At 55.0% G+C, this 23,974-nt stretch carries 18 protein-coding genes; all 18 read left to right on the top strand.

The window, feature by feature from the left end; genetic code table 11:
• Positions 1–110: 110 nt before the first annotated feature.
• The 18 genes from NW211_RS00640 to NW211_RS00555 all read left to right on the top strand — a co-directional run bounded on the left by NW211_RS00640 (position 111) and on the right by NW211_RS00555 (position 23,870).
• Positions 111–3,095 carry a TonB-dependent receptor gene (locus NW211_RS00640; RefSeq protein ID WP_258326543.1) on the top strand — a complete coding sequence of 995 codons (2,985 nt, stop codon included), beginning with the start codon at positions 111–113 and terminating at the stop codon, positions 3,093–3,095.
• A 22-nt stretch (positions 3,096–3,117) separates the two neighbouring features.
• A complete protein-coding gene (locus NW211_RS00635) occupies positions 3,118–4,587 on the top strand; it encodes a RagB/SusD family nutrient uptake outer membrane protein (protein WP_258326541.1) in 1,470 nt (489 codons plus the stop codon).
• A 20-nt stretch (positions 4,588–4,607) separates the two neighbouring features.
• Entirely contained in the window at positions 4,608–5,483 is an 876-nt protein-coding gene (locus NW211_RS00630) for a hypothetical protein (RefSeq protein ID WP_258326540.1), read from the top strand.
• Positions 5,484–5,502: 19 nt separating this feature from the next.
• Positions 5,503–6,954 (top strand): hypothetical protein, encoded by a 1,452-nt coding sequence (locus tag NW211_RS00625; RefSeq protein ID WP_258326539.1) that lies wholly within the window; start codon positions 5,503–5,505, stop codon positions 6,952–6,954.
• A 251-nt stretch (positions 6,955–7,205) separates the two neighbouring features.
• Positions 7,206–8,873 carry a C10 family peptidase gene (locus NW211_RS00620; RefSeq protein WP_087408171.1) on the top strand — a complete coding sequence of 556 codons (1,668 nt, stop codon included), beginning with the start codon at positions 7,206–7,208 and terminating at the stop codon, positions 8,871–8,873.
• 185 nt (positions 8,874–9,058) lie between these two features.
• A complete protein-coding gene (lptC, locus tag NW211_RS00615) occupies positions 9,059–9,730 on the top strand; it encodes an LPS export ABC transporter periplasmic protein LptC (protein WP_258326538.1) in 672 nt (223 codons plus the stop codon).
• Complete coding sequence (locus NW211_RS00610; protein ID WP_258326536.1) at positions 9,727–10,983, top strand: hemolysin family protein; 1,257 nt, start codon at positions 9,727–9,729, stop codon at positions 10,981–10,983. The genes lptC and NW211_RS00610 overlap by 4 nt, the downstream gene beginning before the upstream one ends.
• A 119-nt stretch (positions 10,984–11,102) precedes the next feature.
• On the top strand, positions 11,103–13,199 hold the full coding sequence (locus NW211_RS00605) for a SurA N-terminal domain-containing protein (RefSeq protein WP_087408168.1): 2,097 nt from the start codon (positions 11,103–11,105) through the stop codon (positions 13,197–13,199).
• A 105-nt stretch (positions 13,200–13,304) separates the two neighbouring features.
• Positions 13,305–14,330: a 23S rRNA (adenine(2503)-C(2))-methyltransferase RlmN gene (rlmN, locus tag NW211_RS00600; RefSeq protein WP_087408167.1), complete on the top strand. Its 1,026-nt coding sequence runs from the start codon at positions 13,305–13,307 to the stop codon at positions 14,328–14,330.
• A 113-nt stretch (positions 14,331–14,443) separates the two neighbouring features.
• A complete protein-coding gene (gene pdxA / locus NW211_RS00595; protein WP_258326531.1) occupies positions 14,444–15,544 on the top strand; it encodes a 4-hydroxythreonine-4-phosphate dehydrogenase PdxA in 1,101 nt (366 codons plus the stop codon).
• A 25-nt stretch (positions 15,545–15,569) separates the two neighbouring features.
• The gene (locus tag NW211_RS00590) at positions 15,570–16,766 is read left to right on the top strand and encodes a saccharopine dehydrogenase family protein (RefSeq protein WP_087408165.1); all 1,197 of its coding nucleotides are present in this window, start codon (positions 15,570–15,572) and stop codon (positions 16,764–16,766) included.
• Between the two features lie 389 nt (positions 16,767–17,155).
• A complete protein-coding gene (locus NW211_RS00585) occupies positions 17,156–17,776 on the top strand; it encodes a TetR/AcrR family transcriptional regulator (RefSeq protein ID WP_258326529.1) in 621 nt (206 codons plus the stop codon).
• Positions 17,777–17,780: 4 nt separating this feature from the next.
• Positions 17,781–19,067 (top strand): TolC family protein, encoded by a 1,287-nt coding sequence (locus NW211_RS00580; RefSeq protein ID WP_258326528.1) that lies wholly within the window; start codon positions 17,781–17,783, stop codon positions 19,065–19,067.
• Between the two features lie 3 nt (positions 19,068–19,070).
• Positions 19,071–19,973: an HlyD family secretion protein gene (locus NW211_RS00575; protein ID WP_375379561.1), complete on the top strand. Its 903-nt coding sequence runs from the start codon at positions 19,071–19,073 to the stop codon at positions 19,971–19,973.
• Between the two features lie 37 nt (positions 19,974–20,010).
• Positions 20,011–20,925: an ABC transporter ATP-binding protein gene (locus NW211_RS00570; protein WP_258326526.1), complete on the top strand. Its 915-nt coding sequence runs from the start codon at positions 20,011–20,013 to the stop codon at positions 20,923–20,925.
• Positions 20,922–21,662, top strand: coding sequence for an ABC transporter ATP-binding protein (locus tag NW211_RS00565; protein WP_258326524.1), 741 nt, complete (start codon positions 20,922–20,924; stop codon positions 21,660–21,662). Before NW211_RS00570 ends, NW211_RS00565 begins: the two co-directional genes overlap by 4 nt.
• Before the next feature lies 1 nt (position 21,663).
• The gene (locus NW211_RS00560) at positions 21,664–22,764 is read left to right on the top strand and encodes an ABC transporter permease (protein ID WP_258326523.1); all 1,101 of its coding nucleotides are present in this window, start codon (positions 21,664–21,666) and stop codon (positions 22,762–22,764) included.
• Positions 22,764–23,870: an ABC transporter permease gene (locus NW211_RS00555; protein ID WP_258326522.1), complete on the top strand. Its 1,107-nt coding sequence runs from the start codon at positions 22,764–22,766 to the stop codon at positions 23,868–23,870. The genes NW211_RS00560 and NW211_RS00555 overlap by 1 nt, the downstream gene beginning before the upstream one ends.
• Positions 23,871–23,974: the final 104 nt, after the last annotated feature.

Genomic DNA, 23,974 nt, shown 5'->3' with positions numbered 1-23,974 from the left:
TAATTGCAAGGAGTGTAATGTAAAAGTCCGGCCGTAACACGCCGGGTGTGTAAAGAAAGTAAAAGAAAGAAGAAGGAATAAATCGTTTATTTAAATTTAATTTCAGTCGTATGAGAAAATTAACATTGTTATTGTGCGCTCTGTTGGCTGGCATTTCGTTAGCGGTGGCTCAGACGAGCATCTCCGGTACGGTATTGTCGGCAGAGAATGACGAGCCGATTATCGGTGCGTCTATCTTGGTAAAGGGTGCGAATGCATCTACCATTACCGATAATGACGGTAAGTTTACAATCAAAATTCCTGAAGGAGCCGGGCGAACCCTGGTGATTTCCTACATCGGTATGGAAAAACAAGAAGCATTTGCCCGTAACGGCATGGTAGTAAAATTGACTTCGAGCGATCAGGCTCTCGACGATGTGGTTGTGGTAGGTTACCAAACCATCCGTAAAGAGGCCAAGACCGGTTCTATCGCCACGGTGAAAGGCGACGACCTGGCTTCGATTCCCGAAACCTCGGTCGATAAGATGCTCTCGGGTAAGATGGCCGGTGTGTCGGTTTCGTCGACCAACGGTCAGCCGGGTTCTGCCGCTACGATTCGTGTGCGTGGTACCAGTTCTATCGGTGCCGGTAGCGACCCCTTGTATGTAGTCGACGGTATTCCCGTAGAGAGCGGTAATACCGGTGCTCTCTCCAACAGTATGAACGCCATCGCCATGATCAACGCCAGCGATATTGCCTCGGTAACCGTGTTGAAGGATGCTGCCGCAGCCTCTATCTACGGTTCGCGTGCTGCCAACGGTGTGATTTTGATTACCACCAAATCGGGTGAAGCCGGTAAGTCGAAAGTTACCGCCCGCGCTCGTTATGGTGTTACTACGCTGGCCAACGACAACGACTTCGGTATGGCCAACCTGCAAGAGTATATCCAATATCAACGCGATGCCCGTATCAACGCCGGTTACGACGTAGATAACCCCGCATCGCAGTACTACTTCCCCCTCTCGCTGGCTGCCAAAGGCGGTACGAACTGGATGAAAGAGTTGACCCGCAACGGTAGCTTGCAAGAGTATGAGTTGATTGCTTCGGGTGGTACCGGTAAGACTACCTATTATACTTCGTTGTCGTACAACAAGACCGAAGGTATCGTTCCCACCGTAGGTTTCGAGAAGATGCAGGTTCGTGCCAACCTCGATACCGAGCTCAACAAATGGTTGAAAGTGGGTACCCGTATCAACGCCGGTTACATGAAAGTTTCGGACGTAACGAACAGCTTGATCGGCGATAGCGGTCTGGCTCCCTCGAACCCCTTCTATTCGGGTATGGCTCTGGCCCCGACGATGCCGGCTTACAACGAGGACGGCAGCTACAACTTCGACCTCCCCTTCGTGTTCAACGTGAACCCGATTGCCGCTATCAAAGGCTCGGACAAATATGACAAGCAGTACAAGTTCAACGGTACGGCTTATTTGGAGTGGAAACCCATCAAGCAATTGACCTTCCGCACCAACAACTCGGTTGAGTATGCCTATACCAACAGCCGCCAGTTCTCGCCGGCATTCATCAACACCGCTTCTTATGGTGCAGCTCTGAATACGGCCGATGTGCAATATCGTCTGTTGACTACCTCTAACACGGTTACTTACGACGACCTCTTCAACGACGTTCACTCGCTGAACATCATGTTGGGTCAAGAGGCCAATACCTATGAGTCTTCGTTCAACCAAGCTATATCGTATCACGTAAACGAGCAACGTCCCTATCACTCGGTAGGTGTTTCGGTCGAAGACCAAACGGCCCACGACGGTCTTACTCAAACGGCCATGGTTTCGTTCTTCGGTGTAGCCGAGTATAGCTACGACGGTCGCTACTACATCAAAGGTTCGCTCCGTACCGATGGTAGCTCCAAGTTCGGTCCCGATCGCCGCTGGGGTACCTTCTGGGCAGCCAGTGCATCGTGGAACATCCACAACGAGGCTTTCATGCAAGACATCAAGAATGTACTGAATGTATTGAAACTGCGTTACAGCTACGGTGTGAACGGTAACGACAACATCGCCGCTTATGCTCACTACGGTCTCTACTCCGACATCGTTTACAACGGTATCACCGGTCAGCTCCCCTCGCAGCTGCAGAACCGCAAACTGACTTGGGAAACCAACAAGACCCACAACATCGGTGTTGACTTCCGCTTGTTCGACCGCTTGAGCGGATCGATCGACTGGTATACCCGTCGTACCGAGGACATGTTGATTGCCTCGCCGCTGCCCTATACCACCGGTTTCTCTTCGCAAGCTCAAAACGTAGGTCAAATCCGCAACAGCGGTATCGAGGTTCAGTTGGATGCCGACATCTTCAATACCAACGATTTCAAGTGGACGGCCGGTGTGAACTTCTCGGCCAACCGTTCGAAAGTGCTCGAACTGGCTCCGGGTCAGGACTTCATCGGAACCTCGCTGCGCTATGTAGTAGGTGAGCAACTCTACACCTACTGGTTGTACGACTACGCCGGTGTGAACCCCCAGAACGGTAACGCCTTGTGGCGCAACGAAGAGGGTCTGTTGACCGAAAATTATAACGATGCTCGTCGTATCAATGCCGGCTCGCCCGAACCTCTGTGGACCGGTGGTTTCAACACCGAGCTCTCTTGGAAAGGCCTCTCGCTGGGTATCCAGCTCGAAGCCCGCTACGGCAACAAGGTGTTGAACCAAGACCGTTCTTTGTTCGAATCAGACGGTTACTATGGCGACCAGAACATCTGGAAAGGTGCCTTGAACTACTGGAAACAACCGGGCGACATGAACGTATTGCCGAAACCGGTATACAACAACTCGAGCAACAGTATGGCTCTCTCGACCCGTTATCTCGAGGATGGTAGCTACCTGCGTATCAAAGACATTACCCTGGCATACAACTTGCCTTCGAAGTGGACCAAAAAGGCCCTCATGAGCGGAGTGCGCATCTATGCCAGCGCCCTTAACCTCTATACGTTCCACAACATGAACTACTGGGATCCCGAGCACGGTACCACCGGTGCTACCGTCATCAGCTACCCGATGACCCGCTCGATGATCGTAGGTGTGGACATTACTTTCTAACCCTTAAAAAAAGATTGAGACAATGAAAAAAATATTTTTATCGATAGCAGTTTTGGCGCTGGCTCTTACTTCCTGCGATGACTTCTTGACCAAAGAGCCGCCCATGGATCAATCGGACGAACTGGCTCTTTCGACCTTCAATGGTATCGATGGTGCTACTGCCGGTAACTACCGCGCCGTTATTTCGTGGTATGGTGCCACGTTCCCCCTCACTTTCGACGTGATGTGCGGCAACGGTATGGTAGGTCCTGTAAATACGGGCCGTATGCGTAGCGAGCCGGCCTGGAACTACACCTCGACCAGCACGCTGGGTTTGTGGTCCGGTGCCTACAACGCCATTTTGGGTTGTAACAAAGTGTTGACGGCCATCAACGAGGGTAAATTTGACCGTGCGGGTGTGACTGACGAGCAAATCAACAACGTAAAGGCCGAGAACCTCTTCCTGCGTGCCTTGGCCTACTTCGACCTGGTTCGTGTATATGCTCAACCCTATGGTTATATTAAGGAAAAAGGTATCACCGGAACCGAGGCTCTGGGTGTACCTATCGTACTGGAGGATGACCTGTCGGCCCGTCCGGTTCGCAACACGGTAGCCGAGGTTTATGAAAACCTCATTATCCCCGACCTGCAAGAGGCCGAGCGCCTGATGAGCACCTCGTATGTTCGTGCAGGTGTGAAGGATATGGTTGCTACGATTACTACTCCGGTTATCCAGGCTCTCATGGCTCGTGTATATCTGACTCACGAAGACTGGCAACTGGCCGCCGACTATGCCAACAAGGTAATCCGCAACGGTCGTTTCAGACTGCTCTCGGGCAACAACTACGTTTCGATGTGGGACGGTAGTCTCGATGTAGCTCCCCAATCGGGCAGCGAGGTTATCTTCGAGGTTTACATCTCGCAAAGCGACGGTTCGAGCAGCTCGCTGGGCGACTACCTGACCGCCCCCGAAACTGCCGGTGGTGCCGGTTATGGCGACGTGCGCGTATCGAACGACCTGCTTTCGCTCTACGACGAGAACGATGTTCGCTACACGGGCTTGACCAAAACCAATTCGCAATATCCCGGTTATCGCTGGTCGACCAAATATCCCGGCAAATCGGGTCAGTTGGCTTACAACAACGTGCCTATCATCCGTATCTCCGAGATGTATCTGACTCGTGCCGAGGCTATCTACCGGGGTGCTACCATCAGCGGTGTAACGGCTCTCGACGACCTCAACCAGGTGGCTACCAGCCGTGGTGCCAATGCCTACAGCCAGGTAACGATTGATAACCTCTTCAACGAGCGTCGCAAAGAGTTCCTCTTCGAGGGTCACGTTTACTTCGACATGAAACGTCTGCAACGGTCGTTGACCCGTACCGACTACGACCTCGATCCCACGACGAAGGATATTCCTTTCCCCAGCTACCGTTGGGCCTTCCCGATTCCCGAGAACGATATCTTGAACAACAAGAATATGGTTCAAAACCCCGGATATCAGAGCAAATAAATTTTAATTAGAGAAAAATTATGAAGATCAATAAATTTATATATGTAGCTGTTGTAGGGGCGCTGTTTGCATCGTGCCAATCGGTAGAGACTCCTATGTTCAGCGACAAGGACGCTTTCGTAGCGTTTGACAATGCCTCGACTACTATCGAGGAGAATGCCAATAAAGAGATTCAGATTCCGGTATCGCTGGTGGCTTCGAAGGCCCTCGATGTATCGGTGAATTTCGAAATCGACACGACCGCCTATGCCGGCAAGAATGCCGCCAAGGAGGGTGTGAACTATCGTCTGAAAAATACGTCGACGACCCTGACCTATACCAGCACGGGTGAATTGGTAGGATACATTACGGTTGAACCCATCGACAACTCGACCTACGACGGCGATGTTTGCTTCGATATCCGATTGTCGTCGCCCAGCGGTTGCAGCCTGGGTGCCAACTACACCACCTCGGTAACGATTGCCGACAATGACCACCCGCTGGCTGAAGCCGGTATTCTGGGTACGTACACCGCAAGAGGTGAGTCGCCCTTCCAAGGTGAAGAGGGTGTTGTATATACCTGGACTTGCGAGGTACAGAAAGATCCCGACTATGTAGACCGTGTATGGTTCACGCAACTTGTTCCGACGGTTAGTGGCATTACTTACAAATCGGTAATGGGTACTGTAGATTCCGACTTCAGAACAATCACCATCAACGGTTCGCAGGATATGGGTACATATGGTTCGACCTATACTTTGCAGATTGACTTTAACGGTGCTGGAGCTGCTGCCGCACAGGTATCGAACGGTACGATTTCGATCTCTTCGCCTGTCTTGGCTGTTGCATACCAGGATGGAACTCAGGCAGGCTATGTGACCGGTGTACGGACTTGTACAATGACCAAAGTTGAATAACCAATAAAACCATAGAACAATGAAAAAATATATTATAGGATTATTCTCAGCAATCTGCCTCATGGGGGCAGGTTGCACCGAGTTTGAGGATTATGCTCCGGTCAATATGGGAGAGGGCCCGGCTGTAACGCTCTCGGTCGAAAAGACCAATGTCGATGCCTTCAACTTGACGGTGACTCCGGCCGAGGGTACGGTTTACTATGCTTACATCGTAACCAACCAGGCCCAGACTATTGATGCCGAAACGCTGCTAGAGGCTGGTTATGAAGGTGCTGAACTGTTGAAAGCTGCCGAGACTCCCTCGCTTTCCAAAGCCTACAACAATCAAACGATAGGTACTACCTATTATGTATATGCCGTAGCTTCCGATGCCAATGGCCTTTGCGGTGCTGTGGCATCGGCAACGGTCGACCTGCCCGATACCGAGGCTCCCTATCTGGTAAGTGTACCCGATGGTAACCTCTACAAGGCTACGAACAATGGCCGTTCGGTAACGCTTACGTATAACGAGACGGTAACTCGTGGCGAAGGTGCCATCACCTACAACGTGACGAAGGGCGACCTTACCTCGTATGCCAACGGTACCATCGAAACGGTGGTTATCAACGGTGAGTCGGTTACCATTACGTTGCCCGAATCGGTTGCATTTGATGAAAACGAGGCTAAATCGTATGTATTCCTCGACTTCGCTGCCGGAGCATTTGTCGATGGTGCCGGTAACCAATCGGCTGCTCTGAAGGGTGGTGTAGACCAGGAGACTCAACTCGTAGGTGCTCCTTACTGGGAGTATGTACCGGGTGGCAGCACGGGCGACAGTGAGTTTACGGGGACTTTTGGCTTTATGTTCTATCAGTATGACTTCCAAACTCAGCAGCCCGGTACTGATCCTTATGGCTTTGATACCGAGTTTGAATTGAAGCATGAGGATAATCCCGATACGATAGTCATCAAGAATTTCTATTTCGATGCTTCGGCATTTACCGCTGGAGAAAACTCGTTGGAGGCTGTCGTAGAGGGTAATAACTTCAAGATTGCCGATATGTTGCCTATGGGTGTGATTCCCATGAGAGATCAATCTGGCGCATCTTTCAATTGTCTTGTATGTTTTGCCGGTGTACCCGAGAGCGAGAGTGAACAATTTGAGTGGGTTAACTTCAATGCTACCGACGCTCAGGGTGTTACAGGATATGTTGCCGATCGCTGGTGCGGATTATATCTATTTAATTTCGACCTTATCCAGAATCCGGATGCCGAAGGCTTCAATCTGGGTTGGTATGATGTCTGGAACTTGGCTGTATTTATGAAGGGCTCGGTTCAAGCTTCGCCTTCGGCCGGCATAAATGCGACAGCTCCTGTAGTGAAGAAGCTGGGTGTTCGCCAGGTTGACTGGTCGCTCTTCAGACCATTGACAGGCAGCGAGAAAGCCAAAGCTCAAAGAGCTGTGAAGGGCATCAAGGCAAAACGCTTCTAATCAGCTAGATTGATATTGATATCTTTATATGGAACAGGCTGGTACCCGCGAGGTATCGGCCTGTTTTTTTACCTCAGGTCTCTATTTTTTTGCTCGTTTGACTCTTTTTTGATAGAAAAGAGTAGGGGAAAACATCATTTTGTATGTTTAAAAACATAGAGAATGTTAAATTGTTGCAGAATACATTCGAATTATCTATTTTTGTCAGTCATTAAAATGGTGTATCTGTAAAACGAAACCAAAAACCGATTATGAAATATAGATTATTAGCTTTCGTAATGCTGCTCTTCTCGTTTGCTGGAGGAAGTTTTGCAGCAGTAGTGTCTGAGAAGACCGCGGTAGATACCGCAACCAAGTTGTTAACCGTGCGTGGCGGCTCGTCGTTCAAAGGCGGAAATGCCACAGTAGAAACCGTTTCGCAAGAGGGTGTTCCCATGTACTACATCGTACGTTTTGAAAAAGGGGGATGGGCTTTGATTTCGGCTGAAGATACGGTAGACCCGTTGCTGGGCTATTCGTTTGACAGTGAGTATGTGTCGGACGGTCAGCCTGCCTGGATACAAAGCTGGTTGAAAGATTATACCGATCAGATTAAGTTGGCGCGCAAGTCGCCCGCTCTGCAACGTCATTTCCGCTGGGCAGGCGATGTAGTGACTCGCGCTACCGAAGACCGCATCGAGCCGTTGGTGCAGGTAACCTGGAATCAGGGTGTACCTTATAACGCCTATTGCCCGGCTGCAACGGGTGGTCCCGGTGGCCGTGCCTATGTAGGTTGTGTGGCTGTGGCCATGGGTCAGGCACTCTCGGTTATACGTTATCCCCTGCGTGGTACGGGAACGAAATCGTACTATTCGAATCAGGCCGGTACGGTATTGAGTGTGAACTTCGATAACGAGCCCGACTACGATTGGGATGCCATTCTCTCGGGTGCCAACAACTACGACGAGGTGGCTCGTCTGCTCTACCACTGCGGTGTACTCATCGACATGGAGTATAGCGCCGAGGGGTCGGGTGCCATTACCGACAATATTCCGGGTTACTTCAAAACCTATTATGGTTTCCCCGAAACCTGCGTATGTTACAGCCGTGACCGTTATCAGGGTGGCGATGACGCCTGGCATGAATTGCTGCGAAACGAGTTGAGACGTGGCCGCTGCGTAATCTATGCCGGTAACCAAGGCAACAACGTAGGGCACTGCTTCAACCTCGACGGTTGGGACGGCTTCAACCAGTATCACATCAACTGGGGCTGGGGCGGCCAGAACAACGGCTATTTTACCCTCAATAACCTGGGCGACGATATTCAAGGTTCGTATCCCGACAACCATCGTGCCGTAGTAGGCGTGGCTCCTTTGTCGGAGACTCCGTATGACATCCGCTTGAGCACCACCCGTGTAGCCATCGGTACCCCTGCCGGTACCCCGGTAGCCGATGTAACGGTATACAGTGATATGGTAGATGCCCAGTATACTTTTGAGTTGAAAGGTCAGCAGCTGTTTGGCGGCGGTTATGCCGAGGCCAGCTACGAAGTGCGCGACGGCAAGCTCTACACGACGAAACTGATTGAAGACAAGGCTATCCACAAAACGGTATATATCAAGGCTATCAATGCTTCGAGCGGTAACTCGTATGAGAAGAAGTTCGACCTGCAACTCTACACGTCGGGTTCGGGTATCGACGAGGTATTGGCCGAGGGTGTGAAACTCTATCCTGTGCCTGCCGACGATGTGCTCAACCTGGAGACTCCCGAGGCCGAGGGCCGATATGTGGTTTACAGCGTAGCCGGCACGCAACTGTTGCGCGGTCAGGTGAGCGATACCCTCACGACCATCGACGTGTCGGGCCTCTCGCGTGGTAGCTACATGCTGCAATACTCGACGGCTCAAGGTGTGGTGAACAAAGCCTTCATCGTGAAATAAAAACCATTGACCATAGTGATGCGAAGGGTCGTGCCCCACGGGGTACGACCCTTCTTTTTGTCTCGGCCCGGCAGGGTGGGGCGAGGTGGGGTAGCCCCGGGAGCCCTGGTGAGAGGCATAATTTTTGCGGGAATATTTGGAGTGCCCTGCAACTATTTATAATTTTGCGACATAGTTTCAGTAGAATGACAACAAACAAGAACAGCGACCGGTGGTTTCTGCGCGTTTCGCGCTGGGGGCTCGTGTGCTTTGTGGCTTTCCCCTTGTTGTGGTGTGCCTGCTCGGGTTCGAAAAACGAGGTAGTCGAGGGCTTTGACGACGTCTCGGAGGTGCCCACGTTGCGCACGCTCGGCGTAGAGACGCTCATCTCCGACTCGGGGATTACCCGCTACCGCATCAAGGCCCCCGAGTGGCTTATCTACGAGAATGCCAAGGAGCCCTACTGGTTTTTCCCGAAGGGGTTGTATGTCGAGAAGTTCGACTCGGTATTCGCCACCGAGGCCCTCATCCAGGGCGACACGGCCACCTATTTCAAGAATCAGCAGTTGTGGCGTCTCGACAAGAACGTACGCATCGAAAACACCAAGCAGGAGGTGTTCCTCACCTCGCAGATATTCTGGGACCAGCGCAAGCGCGAAATCTACTCCGACTCGTTTATCCACATCGAGACCCCCGACGAGGTAATCGAGGGCTACGGATTCAACTCGAACGAGCAGATGACCCGCTATCGCATACGCCGCACGAGCGGCATCTTCCCCATCAAGCGCGACACGGTTGCTGCCGACTCGGCACGGACCGATAGTGTGAAGCCGCAGCCTGTACCGGCCGTGCGTGCCAAACAAATGAAGAAATCATGAATTGGGTTGTAATCATTATCATAGCGTTGCTCTTCTCGGCCTTCTTCTCGGGTATGGAGATTGCCTTCGTGTCGTCGAACAAGGTACGGGCCGAGTTGGATATGAAACAGAAGGGGCTGCTGTCGAAGATACTGAGCCTCTTCTATGGCAATGAAGAGCAGTTTATCTCGACCATGCTGGTGGGCAACAACATCGCGCTGGTCATCTACGGTATGGGCATGGCCGCCCTGCTCGAGCCGGTCATCGCGCTGGTGTGGAACCAGGAGGCTTTTGTGGTGCTCATGCAGACCCTTATCTCCACGCTGCTCATTCTGTTTGTGGGCGAGTTCATGCCCAAGACCATCTTCCGCATCGATCCCAATGCCACGATGCGGTTCTTTGCCCCGCTCGTGTGGCTCATCTATGTGATTCTGTATCCCATCTCCCGGTTCACCTCGATGGTTTCGAAAGGGGTGATGCGTATGGCCGGGGTGCGGATAGCCCACCATACCAACACGCTGATGAGTAAGATCGAGCTCGATTCGTTTATCCAGAAGAGTATCGACGAGAGCGACTCGAAGGCTCCCGTAGAGCCCGAGATGAAGATATTCCAGAATGCCCTCGACTTCTCGAACGTGCACCTGCGCGACTGCATGATACCCCGCACCGAGCTCGTGGCGGTCGACATCGACGAGGTGACCGACGAGGAGCTGCTCCACACCTTTGTGAGCACGGGTATCTCGAAGGTGGTGGTCTATCGCGAGAATATCGACAACATACTGGGTTACATACACTCGTCGGAGATGTTCCGCCAGCACGACGATTGGCGCAAGAGCATTCGCCCGGCGGTCTTTGCCCCCGAGAGCATGCTGGCCAACAAGCTGATGCGCAACCTCATGCAGCAGAAGAAGAGCCTGGCCATCGTGGTCGACGAGTTTGGCGGTACGGCCGGACTGGTGACTCTCGAAGACCTGGTAGAGGAGATTTTCGGCGACATCGAGGACGAGCACGACACGCAGAACCTCGTGGCCCGTCGGGTGGGCGAGGACGAGTATGAGTTCTCGGGCCGCATGGAGATCGGGCGCATCAACGAAGAGTTCGGGCTCGACATCCCCGAGTCGGACGACTACCAGACCGTGGCCGGTTACATTCTGTACCACTACCAGACCCTGCCCCGCCTGGGCGAGACGGTAGAGATTAAGAACTATCGGTTTACGATTTTACGTCGCAAGGCTACGAAAATAGAGCTTGTGCGCATGAAAATAGAGAAATAAGATATTTTTTTTAGTTATTCTGTGCCGAGATAAATTCAAATTTTTGTATCTTCGTGCCCTTAGTAAAAGAGGATAAAAAAATAATAAAATATAAAACTAAAATTCATACAAAGTAACAAATGGCTACGTTAAACAAAATCAGAAGTAAAGCAGGTTTGCTCGTGGTAATCATCGGAGTCGCCTTGCTCGCTTTTATCGTAGGGGACTTCCTCAATTCGGGGCATACCTTCTACGCCATGAATCAAAGCAAAGTCGCCGTCGTGAACGGGACCAATATCGGAGTCGAAGAATTTCAGGAGCGCGTAAAGGTTCGTACCGACGAGCTGCAACAGATGTATGCTCAACGCGGAATGTCTTTGCCCGAAGGATATGTATCGCGTATCAACCAGGAGGTTTATGACCAAATGGTAAACGAAATATTGCTCAACGAAGAGCTCGACGAACTGGGTATCGTAGTGAGCAAAGAGGAGTTGGCCGACCTGCTGACCGGCGACAACATCTCGCCGATGGTACGTCAGTATTTCACCAATCCCCAAACCGGAGTGTTCGACCGTCAAGGTCTGCTCAACTTCATGCAGGTGATTCTCGACCCCGAGGCTCACGGCTACACCACGCCCGAGCAACTGGCCCAAATCGAGCCCCAGCGTCAAATGTGGCTCCGTCTTGAGAAACAGGTGAAAGAGGATCGCGCCATCCAGAAGTTTGCCAACCTGCTGAACCGCGCCATCATGCCCAACAAGCTCGATCTCGAGAACTCGTATGCCGAGGGCAAGACTTCGGCCAACATCGCCTATGCGCTGGAACCCTATACCGCAATTGCCGACTCGACCATCGCCATCAGCGACAGCGAACTCAAGGCCGAGTACAACAAGGTGAAAGAGCTCTACAAGATGCCCGAGCGCCGTGGTATCAAATACATCACGGTAAATATCGTGCCCAGCCAGGACGACTATGCCAAGGCTAAGGAGAAGGTAGAGATGAACAAGAACGTATTCGCCACGACCAACGACGTGGCTGCTTTCGTGGCCAATAACTCCGACGAGGCTTACGATGATTGTTTCGTAGCCGTTTCGTCCATGCCCGAGAAGATGAAACAGTTTGCCCAGACGGCTGCCGTAGGCGAATCGTCGCCGCTCGAGTTTGAGAACGACACTTATACGATGTATCGTCTCATGGATACCAAGGTAGCCCCCGACTCGATCAAGGTGCGTCTGCTTTCGTTCCAACCCCGTTCGACCCAAATCGATAGCGTGCTCAACGTACTGAACAACGGTGGCAGCTTTGCCGAGCTTTCGCCCAAGTTCAACGGCAACGACGAAATCTGGCTGACCGAGGAGATGGCTGTCAGCGTAGGTCGTCCCTTCATCAACAAAGTATTCGGCGAGGCCGGTAACGGCTATTTCAAGGCCGAAAGCCTGGGTGGCGAGCACATCGTACAAATCTTGTCGCGCACCGCTCCCGTGAAGAAAGCCAAAGTGGCCGCTTACGTACTGGCCGTGAACCCCAGCACCGAGACGCACACGGCTCTCTACAACCAACTGTCGTCGTACAGCGCTACCAACAATACGGCCGAGAAGTTCGACGCCGCTGCCAAAGAGGCCGGCTACACGGTCAACAGCTATGAGTGCAGTGCCGAGGATTACTCGCTGCCCGGTCTCAACGATGCCCGTCAGGCTATCCGCTGGGCCTTCAATGCCGACAAAGGTGCCGTGTCCGAAATCTTTACGCTCGACAATGCGTTTGTCGTAGCCGCTCTCGACCACGTAACCAAAGAGGGTTATGCTCCGCTCGATCAGGTGAAAGACATGCTTTCCATCCAGATTCGCAACGACAAGAAGGCCGAGAAGATGATTGCCGACCTCAAGGCCAAGAACATCACCACGCTGGCCGGTTATGCCGAGGCTATGAAATCCCAGGTCGACAGCGCCAAGTTCGTGTCGTTCTCGTCGCCCTCGATTGCCGGTGTAGGTTACGAACCGGTATTGAGCGCTCTGGCTCCCACGGCCGAGAACGGTAAGCTCGTAGGTCCCGTGAAAGGTGTAAGAGGCGTGTATGTATTCACCGTTACCGACAAGACGGTTTCGGAACAACCCTTCGATGCACAGAACGAGGCCCGCAAGTTGCAGCAGAACTACACCTACCTGATCAACAGCCGGTTGATGGAGGTGCTCCGCGATAAAGCCGACATCGAAAACACGATGATCCGTTTCTTCTAATCGAGACGAATCGTTCGATATAAGACCACACACAGAGTGCGTATATCGTAGCAAAGGGCTCGATACACGCACTCTGTATTTGTATCACACAACCAATCGAGGTTTATGGAAAAAGAACATTTGTTGGGAAAAACCTGGGAGGAGTTGCAGGCCGTGGTGGCCGAGGCGGGGATGCCCCGTTTTGCCGCCAGGCAGATGGCCTCGTGGCTCTACGAAAAGCGGGTGTGCGACCTGTCGGAGATGACAAACCTCTCGCTGCGCCACCGCGAGCAGCTGTCGCAGCGCTACGACGTGGGGCGCTCCGAGCCCATGCAGTCGCAACGGTCGGTCGACGGCACGGTCAAATACCTGTTCCGTGTGGGCGACAACGACTTTGTCGAGACCGTCTACATACCCGACCGCGACCGGGCCACCCTGTGCGTGTCGTCGCAAGTTGGGTGCAAGATGAACTGCAGCTTTTGCATGACCGGCAAGCAGGGGTTCAAGCGCAGCCTTACGGCCACCGAGATTATCAACCAGATACTCTCGGTCGAGCATAGCGACAAGCTCACCAATCTGGTGTTTATGGGCATGGGCGAACCCTTCGACAACCTCGACGAGGTGATGAAGGCCCTCACGATTCTTACCTCCGAGTGGGGTTTTGCCTGGAGTCCCAAGCGCATCACCGTCTCGACCATCGGTCACCTGACCGGCATACGTCGTTTCCTCGACGAGAGCCACTGCCACCTGGCCGTGAGTCTGCACTCGCCTTATCCCGATGAGCGTCTGCAGATTATGCCCGTAGAGAAGGCCTTCCACATGAACGACATTCTGGCCCTGCTGCGTCGGTACGATTTCTCGCACCAGCGGCGTCTCTCGTTCGAGTATATCCTCTTCAACGGATTCAACGACGACCTGGTGCATGCCGATGCGCTGGCCCGTCTGCTCAAGGGGCTCGACTGCCGGGTGAACCTCATCCGCTTCCACGCCATCCCGGGGGTGAACCTCAAGAGCTCCGATGCCCGGTCGATGGAGGCCTTCCGCGACCGCCTCAACCAGCACGGCGTGACAGCCACCATACGGGCTTCGCGCGGAGAGGACATATTTGCCGCCTGCGGCATGCTCTCGACAGCCGAGAAAGAGCGCAAATAGGGGCCGAGGTGTAAAAGTAGTCCCCGGCAGCGATGTATATCGGGGATTTTTCTTATCTTAGTGGGCCGAAATTTTTTTCTGCGGTCCAGTAAGAAAGTCAAAAAAAAGCATATATGGAACATAAGATAAAAGTGGGTATTACCCAGGGAGATATTAACGGGGTAGGGTATGAGGTGATTCTCAAGACCCTCTCCGACCCGCACATCCTCGAGATATGTACACCGGTGGTTTACGGTTCGGCCAAGGTGGCCGCCTATCACCGCAAGGCCCTCGACATACCGGCCGTCAACTTCAACATCGTGGCCGATGCCTCGATGGCCGATGACAACAAGATAAACCTCATTACCTGCGTCGACGACGAGGTGAAGGTAGAGATAGGCAAGGCTACGGCCGTAGGCGGCGAGGCTGCCTATGCTGCCCTCGAACGGGCTGCCGCCGATGTAGAGGCCGGCACGATAGATGTGCTGGTGACGGCACCTATCAACAAGCACGCCATCCACTCCGACAAGTTCGACTTCCCCGGTCACACCGAGTACCTGGAGAAGCGGCTGGGGCGTGGCAGAAAGTCGCTCATGATTCTGCTCAACGAGGTGATGCGGGTGGCTCTGGTCACTACGCATCTGCCTATTTCGCAGGTGCCCGGGGCCATTACCAAAGAGGCCATCCTCGAGAAACTGCGCATATTCGAACAGTCGCTCAAGCAGGATTTCTGCGTGGTGAAGCCCCGTATTGCCGTGCTTTCGCTCAACCCCCACGCCGGCGACGACGGTCTGCTGGGCAGCGAGGAGAACGACATCATCAAGCCGGCCATTCAGGAGGCTATCGGCAAGGGCATGCTCTGCTTCGGTCCCTATCCGGTCGATGGATTCTTCGGGACGGGCCACTTCAAGCAGTTCGATGGTGTGCTGGCCATGTACCACGACCAGGGTCTGGCCCCCTTCAAGGCGTTGGCCATGGAGGACGGTGTGAACTTTACGGCCGGGCTGCCCGTCGTGCGCACTTCGCCCGACCACGGCACGGCCTACGATATTGCCGGACAGAACAAGGCCGACGAGCAGTCGTTCCGCCATGCCCTCTATCTGGCACTCGATGTCTATCACAACCGCCAGTTCCACAAGGAGATTTCGGCCGCTCCGCTGCGCAAGCAATACTTCGACAAGAGCGGCGACAAAGAGGTGCTCGACCTGACGGCCGACACCGACAAGGATGAATAATTCAAAAAGAAAAACAACAGATATAATGGGAAAAGTTCTTATTATCGGCGCCGGTGGCGTTGGAACGGTGGTAGCGCACAAGGTGGCGCAGAACCCCGATGTATTTACCGAGATTGTGTTGGCCAGCCGCACGCAGTCTAAATGCGATGCGATTGCCCAGGCCATAGGCGACAAACGCATTGTGACCGACCGGGTAGATGCCGACAAGGTAGACGAGCTGGTGGCTCTGTTCAAGAAGCACAAGCCCGATATTGTCATCAACGTGGCTCTGCCTTATCAGGACCTCACCATCATGGATGCCTGTCTGCACTGTGGGGTCAACTACCTCGACACGGCCAACTACGAGCCGCTCGACGAAGCCAAGTATGAATACAAGTGGCAATGGGCCTACCGCGAGCGTTTCGAGCAGGCCGGCCTCACTGCCATCCTGGGTTGCGGTTTCGACCCGGGTGTGAGCGGCGTCTATACGGCTTATGCCGCCAAGCACTACTTCAAGGAGATGCACTATCTCGACATCGTCGACTGCAACGCCGGTAACCACGGCAAGGCTTTCGCCACCAACTTCAACCCCGAAATCAACATCCGCGAGGTGACTCAAAAGGGTAAGTATTACGAGAACGGCCAGTGGATTGAGACCGAGCCGCACGAAATTCACCGTCCGCTCACCTATCCCAACATCGGTCCCAAGGAGTCGTACCTCATCTATCACGAAGAGCTGGAGTCGCTGGTGAAAAACTATCCCACCCTCAAGCGGGCCCGCTTCTGGATGACCTTCGGGCAGGAGTACCTCACGCACCTGCGGGTAATCCAGGACATCGGCATGGCCAGCATCGAGCCCATCATGTACAACGGTATGGAGATTGTGCCCATCCAGTTCCTCAAGGCCGTGTTGCCCAACCCGGGCGACCTGGGCAAGAACTACACGGGCGAGACCTCGATCGGTTGCCGCATCCGCGGTATCGACAAGGAGGGCAAGGAGTTGACCTACTACGTCTACAACAACTGCAGCCACCACGCCGCCTATCTCGAGACCGGTGCCCAGGGCGTAAGCTACACCACGGGTGTGCCGGCCATGATCGGTGCCATGATGTTCCTCACCGGCAAGTGGAACATGCCGGGCGTTCACAACGTCGAGGAGTTCGACCCCGATCCCTTCATGGAGCAGCTCAACAAGCAGGGATTGCCCTGGCACGAGGTGTTCAACGGCGACATCGAATTGTAAACCGTATAGTTGATTGATATTCAGTATCGAGGCCGCTCCGGTATCCGGGGCGGTCTCGACTGCTTTTGTGCGGTTGTCAACCAGGGATATTTGCCGAATATATCCGGTTGGTTTTGTCCTATTTGCTCGGAATGTTCCGTTTGGACTATTGGGGCGTGTAGGCTATTGGGCGCTTTGCCGCCTGTTATTCTTTTGTTGATAAAGAATTGTGTTTTAATGATTCAAAACTATACGTTCGGTTATTTTTCATTTCTATCCGGTTCAGGGGTGTTCAGTAAATATTCTTAAAAAAATAAAAAAGAAAGAGGTCGTAGGATATTTATATGGGAATATGTGTATATTTGAACTAACAATTTTGTTAGACGATTTTGTTAAACCGTTTTGTTTGTATGGGAATGAAAACAAAAGATACTGAGGGTGAGATACTGCGGGCCGCGGAGCAGGAGTTCATGCTCAAGGGATTCGACGGAGCCAAGACTGCGTCGATAGCCCGGGCGGCCGGGGTGACGCATGCCATGCTCCACTACTATTTCAGGACCAAGGAGCAGCTTTTCGACCGCATTCTCACCGACAAGCTGAGCCTGATGGGGCGGTCGGTACTTGCCTCTTTTGGCACGCCCGACCTCCCGGTGCTAGAGCGGTTGAAGAGGGGGATAGGCAGTCATTTCGATTTTCTCATGGAGAATCCCGATTTGCCCCGGTTCATCGTGAACGAGGTCTTCTCGCGCCCCGAGCGGTATGAAGTGATACGCGAGAATATCTCGCGCATAGCCGACGGGCTCATGCAGCAACTGCAGCGGGAGATGGACGTGCTGGTCGGGCGGGGCGAGGTCGTGGCCATCGATGTGCGCCATCTGTTGCTCGACATTGTTTGTCTCAACGTCTTCCCCTTTATCGCCTATCCCTTGATCGAACCCGTATTCGGCCCTGTCGCCGCCGACCGAAACCAGTTTTTCGAGATGCGCAAGGCCGAGAATATAGAAGTAATTATGCGTCGAATAAAAAAATAGAGCCATGAAGAAACGTGTCGTTGTTTTATGCCTGGGGCTGTGGTGCGGCCTCGTGGGGGCCCAGGCCCAACTTACGCTCGACGATTGCCGGCAGATGGCGCGGGAGCACTATCCCGAGATACGGCAATACGATTTGATACGCCAGACCGAGTCGTACAACCTCTCCAATGCCGCCCGGGCCTGGATTCCGCAGGTGGCTCTCTCGGCCCAGGCTACCTGGCAGACCGATGTGCCCACCTTCCCCGAGGTGCTCACCGGCATGCTGGCCCGGCAGGGGCTGGAGATGCCCGGTTTGCAGAAAGACCAGTACAAGGTGGGGCTGGAGCTGAACCAGACTATCTGGGACGGCGGCAAGTCGGCCGCCGACCGGGGCATGGCGCGGGCCGAAGCGGCCGAACAGCGCTCGACGGCCGATGTCGAGATGTATACGCTCGAGGGTCGTATCGACGAACTCTATTTCGGTATCCTGCTGCTCGACGAGCGTATTGCCCAGACCCGCCTCACGCAGGATTTGCTGCGCAGCAACCTGGCCAAGGTCGAGGCGTTGCAGCGCAACGGCGTGGCCATGCAGAGCGATGCCGATGTGCTCGAGGCCGAGCTGCTCACGGTGGGGCAGCAGTTGGGGCAGTTCGAGGCGTCGCGCGAGAGCTACCGCAACATGCTGGGGCTCTTTATCGGCGAGGCATTGGGCGACCGCACGTTGTTGCGGCCTGCCGTCGTGGAGCCGCCGATGGGGGGTAACGAGCGGCCCGAACTCTCGCTGTTTGCCGCCCGGATAGACCGGCTTGCGGCTCAGGAGCGGCTGGTGAAGTCGGCTTCGATGCCCCGATTGGGACTCTTTGCCCAAGGCTATTACGGCTACCCCGGGCTCGACTTCATGCAGGGCATGATGAACGACAATTGGAGCTGGAACGCCCTGCTGGGGGTGAAGCTCTCGTGGAACTTCGGGGCCTACTATACCCAGAAGAACAACCTCGACAAGTTGCGCAACTCACGTCTGCAGGTCGAGGTGCAACGCGACATATTCCTCTTTAATACCCAGTTGCAGAGTACGCAGGAGAATGGCAACGTGGCCCGCCTGCGCCGGGCTCTGGCCGACGACGACCGCATCGTGGCCCTGCGGCGGTCGGTGCGCGAGGCGGCCGAGTCGAAACTGCGCAACGGGGTAATCGATACCCACGACCTGCTGCTGAAGATTACCGACGAGGCCAACGCCTCGATGGCCCGCAGCATGCGCGAAATCGAACTGCTGAAGACGCTTTATGAACTGAAACATACGATAAACCGATAAATCCTGAACAAGATGAAACAGATTGCAGTTTACAGCGCGTTGGCGCTGCTCCTTGTCTCGTGTGGCAACCGCAACGATTTCGATGCGACGGGAACTTTCGAGGCTACCGAGGTGGTGGTCTCGGCCGAAGCGACGGGTCGTATTCTCTATTTCGACGTCGAGGAGGGCGACACCCTCACGGCCGGTCGTCAGGTGGGGGCGATAGATACCGTGCAGTTGTATTTGCAGAAGCTGCAACTCGAGCAGCAGCGGGCCTCGATTCACAGCAACCGGCCCGACATCGCCAAGCAGGCTGCGGCCCTGCGCAGCCAGATAGCCCAGCAGGAGCGGGAGCGCAGCCGGGTCGAAAACCTGTTGAAAGACGGGGCGGCTACGACGAAGCAGCTCGACGACATCACCGCTTCGATACGGGTGTTGAACGGACAGCTGGAGGCTCTGCTCTCCAGTCTCAGGAACAATACCTCGTCGCTCGATGCCAATGCCTCGGCCATCGATCTGCAGATAGCTCAGGTCGAGGACCGTCTGGCCAAGTGCCGCATCGCTTCGCCCATCGACGGGTCGGTGCTGGTGAAGTATGGCGAGGCGGGCGAACTGGCCGCCGCCGGGCGTCCGCTCATGAAGGTGGCCGACATGAGCCACCTCTATCTGCGGGCCTACTTCACTTCGGACCAACTGGCCCGTCTGAAGGTGGGGCAGGAGGTGACGGTGGTGGCCGACTTCGGCGACGACCAGCAGCGCGAATATCCCGGGCGCATCACCTGGATAGCCTCGGAGAGCGAGTTTACCCCCAAGACCATTCAGACGCGCGACACCCGGGCCAATCTGGTCTATGCCGTGAAGATTGCGGTCGAGAACGACGGCTGGTTGAAAATCGGGCTTTATGGCGAGGTGCGTCTCCCCGAATAATCCATTATCTTAATCTCATATCCTTAATCTCACAGCGATGACTACACCCAATGCCATAGAGATAGCGGGGCTCACCAAGCGGTATGGTACCCTGACGGCCGTCGACCACATCACCTTCGAGGTGTGGCGGGGCGAGCTGTTCGGTCTCATCGGGCCCGACGGTGCCGGCAAGACTACGCTCTTCCGCCTGCTCACCACGCTGCTCGACCCCGACGAGGGCCGTGCGACGGTCGACGGGCTCGACATCGTGACCCAATATCGCGAGATACGCAAGCGGGTGGGGTATATGCCGGGGCGCTTTTCGCTCTATCCCGACCTGTCGGTGGCCGAGAATCTCGAGTTTTTCGCCGCCCTGTTCGGCGTGAAAGTGGAAGCGAATTACGACCTGATAGCCCCCATCTACCGGCAAATCGAGCCCTTCCGCAAACGACGGGCCGGGAAGCTGTCGGGAGGTATGAAACAGAAGCTGGCCCTCTGCTGTGCCCTCATACACCGCCCCTCGGTACTCTTTCTCGACGAGCCTACCACGGGGGTCGACGCCGTGTCGCGCGGGGAGTTCTGGGACATGCTTTTCGACCTGAAGCGGCAGGGTATCTCGATACTGGTCTCTACCCCCTACATGGACGAGGCGTGCCGTTGCGACCGCATTGCCCTGTGTGACAACGGGCATCTGTTGGGTATCGACACCCCGGCCGGTATCGTGGCACAGTTTGACGAGCCGCTCTATGCCCTCTCGGGCAGCGACATGTACGGGCTGCTGCTCGAGGCGCGCCGGGCCGACGGGGTGAAGGAGTGCTATCCCTTCGGGGCGAGCCATCATCTGGTGGTGGCCGAGGGGTTCGATGCCGAGGCCTTCGAGCGGCAGTTGCGGCAGCGAGGGTTCAAGGCGGTGACGGTAGAGCCGGTGCAGGCCGGGATTGAAGATGTATTTATGAAACTGATGCAACGATGAACGACGTAATCATATCGGTACAGGATTTGTGCAAGTGCTTCGGCGACTTTACGGCCGTCGACCACATCACCTTCGAGGTGCGGAGGGGCGAGATTTTCGGTTTCCTGGGAGCCAATGGCGCCGGCAAGACGACCGCCATGCGCATGTTGTGCGGGTTGAGTTACCCTACCTCGGGCAGCGGCCGGGTGGCGGGCTTCGACGTGATGACGCAGGGCGAGCAGATCAAGCGGCACATCGGCTATATGAGCCAGCGTTTTTCGCTCTACGACGACCTCACGGTGCGCGAGAACATACGCCTCTATGCCGGCATCTACGGCTTGGGACGTTACGAGACGTTGCGCCGCACGGTATCGGTGCTCAACCGGCTGCACTTCAGGAGCGAGGCCGATACGCTGGTGGGTTCGCTGCCGCTGGGGTGGAAGCAGAAGCTGGCCTTCTCGGTGGCTACGCTGCACCGGCCCGAGGTGGTTTTTCTCGACGAGCCCACGGGTGGGGTCGACCCGGTGACCCGGCGTCAGTTCTGGGAGATGATTTACGAGGCGGCGGCAGGCGGTACGACGGTATTTGTCACCACGCACTATATGGATGAGGCCGAGTATTGCTCGCGGGTGTCGATTATGGTCGACGGCAAGATAGAAGCCCTGGGTGCACCGGCCGAGTTGAAGAGAGAGTTTGGGGCCGAGTCGATGGACGAAGTGTTCAGGATTCTGGCCCGAGGAGCAAAACGGAGTGAGTAGTATGAGCGGATTTTTACATTTTGTCAAGAAAGAGACCCTGCATATTCTGCGCGACCGGCGCACGATGCTCATCGTGCTGCTCATGCCGGTGGTGCAGGTGCTTCTCTTCGGGTTTGCCATCTCGACCGAGGTGAACAACATCCCCTTCTTTGCCGTGGCACCCCACCGTACCGAGGCGGTGCGGCAGCAGATCGAGCGCATGAATGCCAACCCCTACTTTTCGTTCAAGGGGTATATCGACCAGAAGCGCATCGACCGGGTGTTGCGCAGCGGGCAGGCGGCTGCCGTGGTGGTCTTTGCCGATGACTATGACCGTCTGGTCGAAGGGGCTGCCGTCGGAGCCATCGACGAGGCGGCGGTGCAGTTTGTCGTCGATGCCTCGAATCCCAACAATGCCGGTACCGACCTCATTTACCTGCAACAGGCTTTCCTGGGCGACGGTTCGGTGGCGGCCGGTTCGGCCCCGGCGGTGCGTATCCTCTACAACCCGCAGATGAAGAGCTCGTACAATTTCGTGCCCGGTATCATGGGGCTTATCTTTATCCTCATTTGTGCCATGATGACTTCGGTCTCGATTGTGCGCGAGAAGGAGAGCGGCACGATGGAGGTGCTCCTGGTGTCGCCGGTGCGGCCTATCTGGATTATCTCGGCCAAGATGATTCCCTACTTTTTGCTGTCGTGTCTGGCGCTGGCGACCATTCTGCTGCTGGCACACTACGTGCTGGGGGTACCCATGTCGGGCTCGATGGTGGGGCTGGTGGGGCTTTCGCTGCTCTATCTGGTGCTCTCGCTGGCGTTGGGACTCTTTATCTCGACCGTCTCGCACACGCAGGTGGTGGCGATACTCGTCTCGGGCATGCTGCTCATGCTGCCGGTCATCATGCTCTCGGGTATGCTCTTCCCGGTCGAGAATATGCCCGGTATCCTGCGGGCACTCTCGTGTGTAATTCCGGCCCGGTGGTACATCGAGGCGGTGCGCAAGCTGATGATCGGCGGGCAGCCGTTTGTGGCCGTGTGGCAGGAGAGTGCCATCCTGCTGGCCATGACGGTGGTGCTGGTGGTTGTGGCCTTGAAGAAGTTTAACGATAAACTCGAATCGTGATGAGAAGGACCTTGCTCGTTTTGCTGGAAAAGGAGTTCCGCCAGTTCATGCGGAATGCCTTCATGCCCAAGATGGTGATTGTGTTCCCCCTGCTGGTGATGCTGGTCATCCCGTGGGTGGCGACGATGGATGTGCGCCATGTGGGGGTGTCGATTGTCGATAACGACCACTCCGAGGCCTCCCGCCGGATTGTCGAGAAGATACGGTCGTCGGACTACTTCAGCCTCAAAAGTGTGACCGAGAGCTACGAGGCGGCCTATGCTTCGCTCGAGGAGGGCGATGCCGATGTGATACTCTCCATTCCCGAGCACTTCGAGAGCTCTCTGGCCGGGAGTTCGCCCCGGCGCATCGGCATCGATGTGAACGGTACCAATGCGCTGAAGGGGGCTCTGGGCTCGCAATACATGGTGCAGATTGTGCGGCAGGCCCTGGCCGAGTTGCAGCAGGAGCAGATGCCCGTGGTGGCGACCGACCTCTTTGTCGTGCAGAATCGCTACAACCCCACACTCGACTATCAGCACTTCATGGTGCCGGCGCTGATGATTATCCTGCTGGTGCTTATCTGCGGCTTCCTGCCCGGCATCAATCTGGTGAGCGAAAAGGAGTTCGGCACCATCGAGCAGATAAATGTCACCCCGGTGAGCCGCTTCCTCTTTACGCTGGCCAAACTCATCCCCTACTGGATAATCGGTTTCGTGGTGCTCACCCTCGCCATGCTGCTGGCCTGGTGGGTCTATGGTCTCGTTCCGGCCGGTTCTGTCGGTTCGGTCTATCTGGCCGCCTTCTTTTTCATCCTCACCATGTCGGGGTTGGGCATCATCATCGCCAACCGCTCGTCGACCATGCAGCAGACCATGTTTGTGATGTTTTTCTTCATCATGATTTTTGTGCTGATGAGCGGACTGCTCACCCCCATCGAGTCGATGCCCGCCTGGGCGCGGGCCATCACCTACCTGTTGCCGCCCCGCTACTTTGTGGAGGTGATGCGGGCCGTCTATCTCAAGGGGGCTTCGATTGTGGAGCTGTGGCCGCAGTACCTCGCCCTGGTGGGCTATGCCGGGCTCTTCAACGCCGTGGCGGCCCTCACCTACAAGAAGCAGTCGTGAGGGGAGGTGGGGAGACCGGTTGTTCCAGCGGTATCTCTTTTCTTAGATAATAAACGTATATTAACGCACCTGTGCATCTCTTATGCGCAAGTGCGTTGCTATCT

The organism is Barnesiella sp. ET7 (assembly GCF_024733785.1).
Classification (GTDB): domain Bacteria; phylum Bacteroidota; class Bacteroidia; order Bacteroidales; family Barnesiellaceae; genus Barnesiella; species Barnesiella merdigallinarum.
Note: the sequence above shows the minus strand (reverse complement) of the source record. Positions and strands in the feature narration are given on the sequence as shown.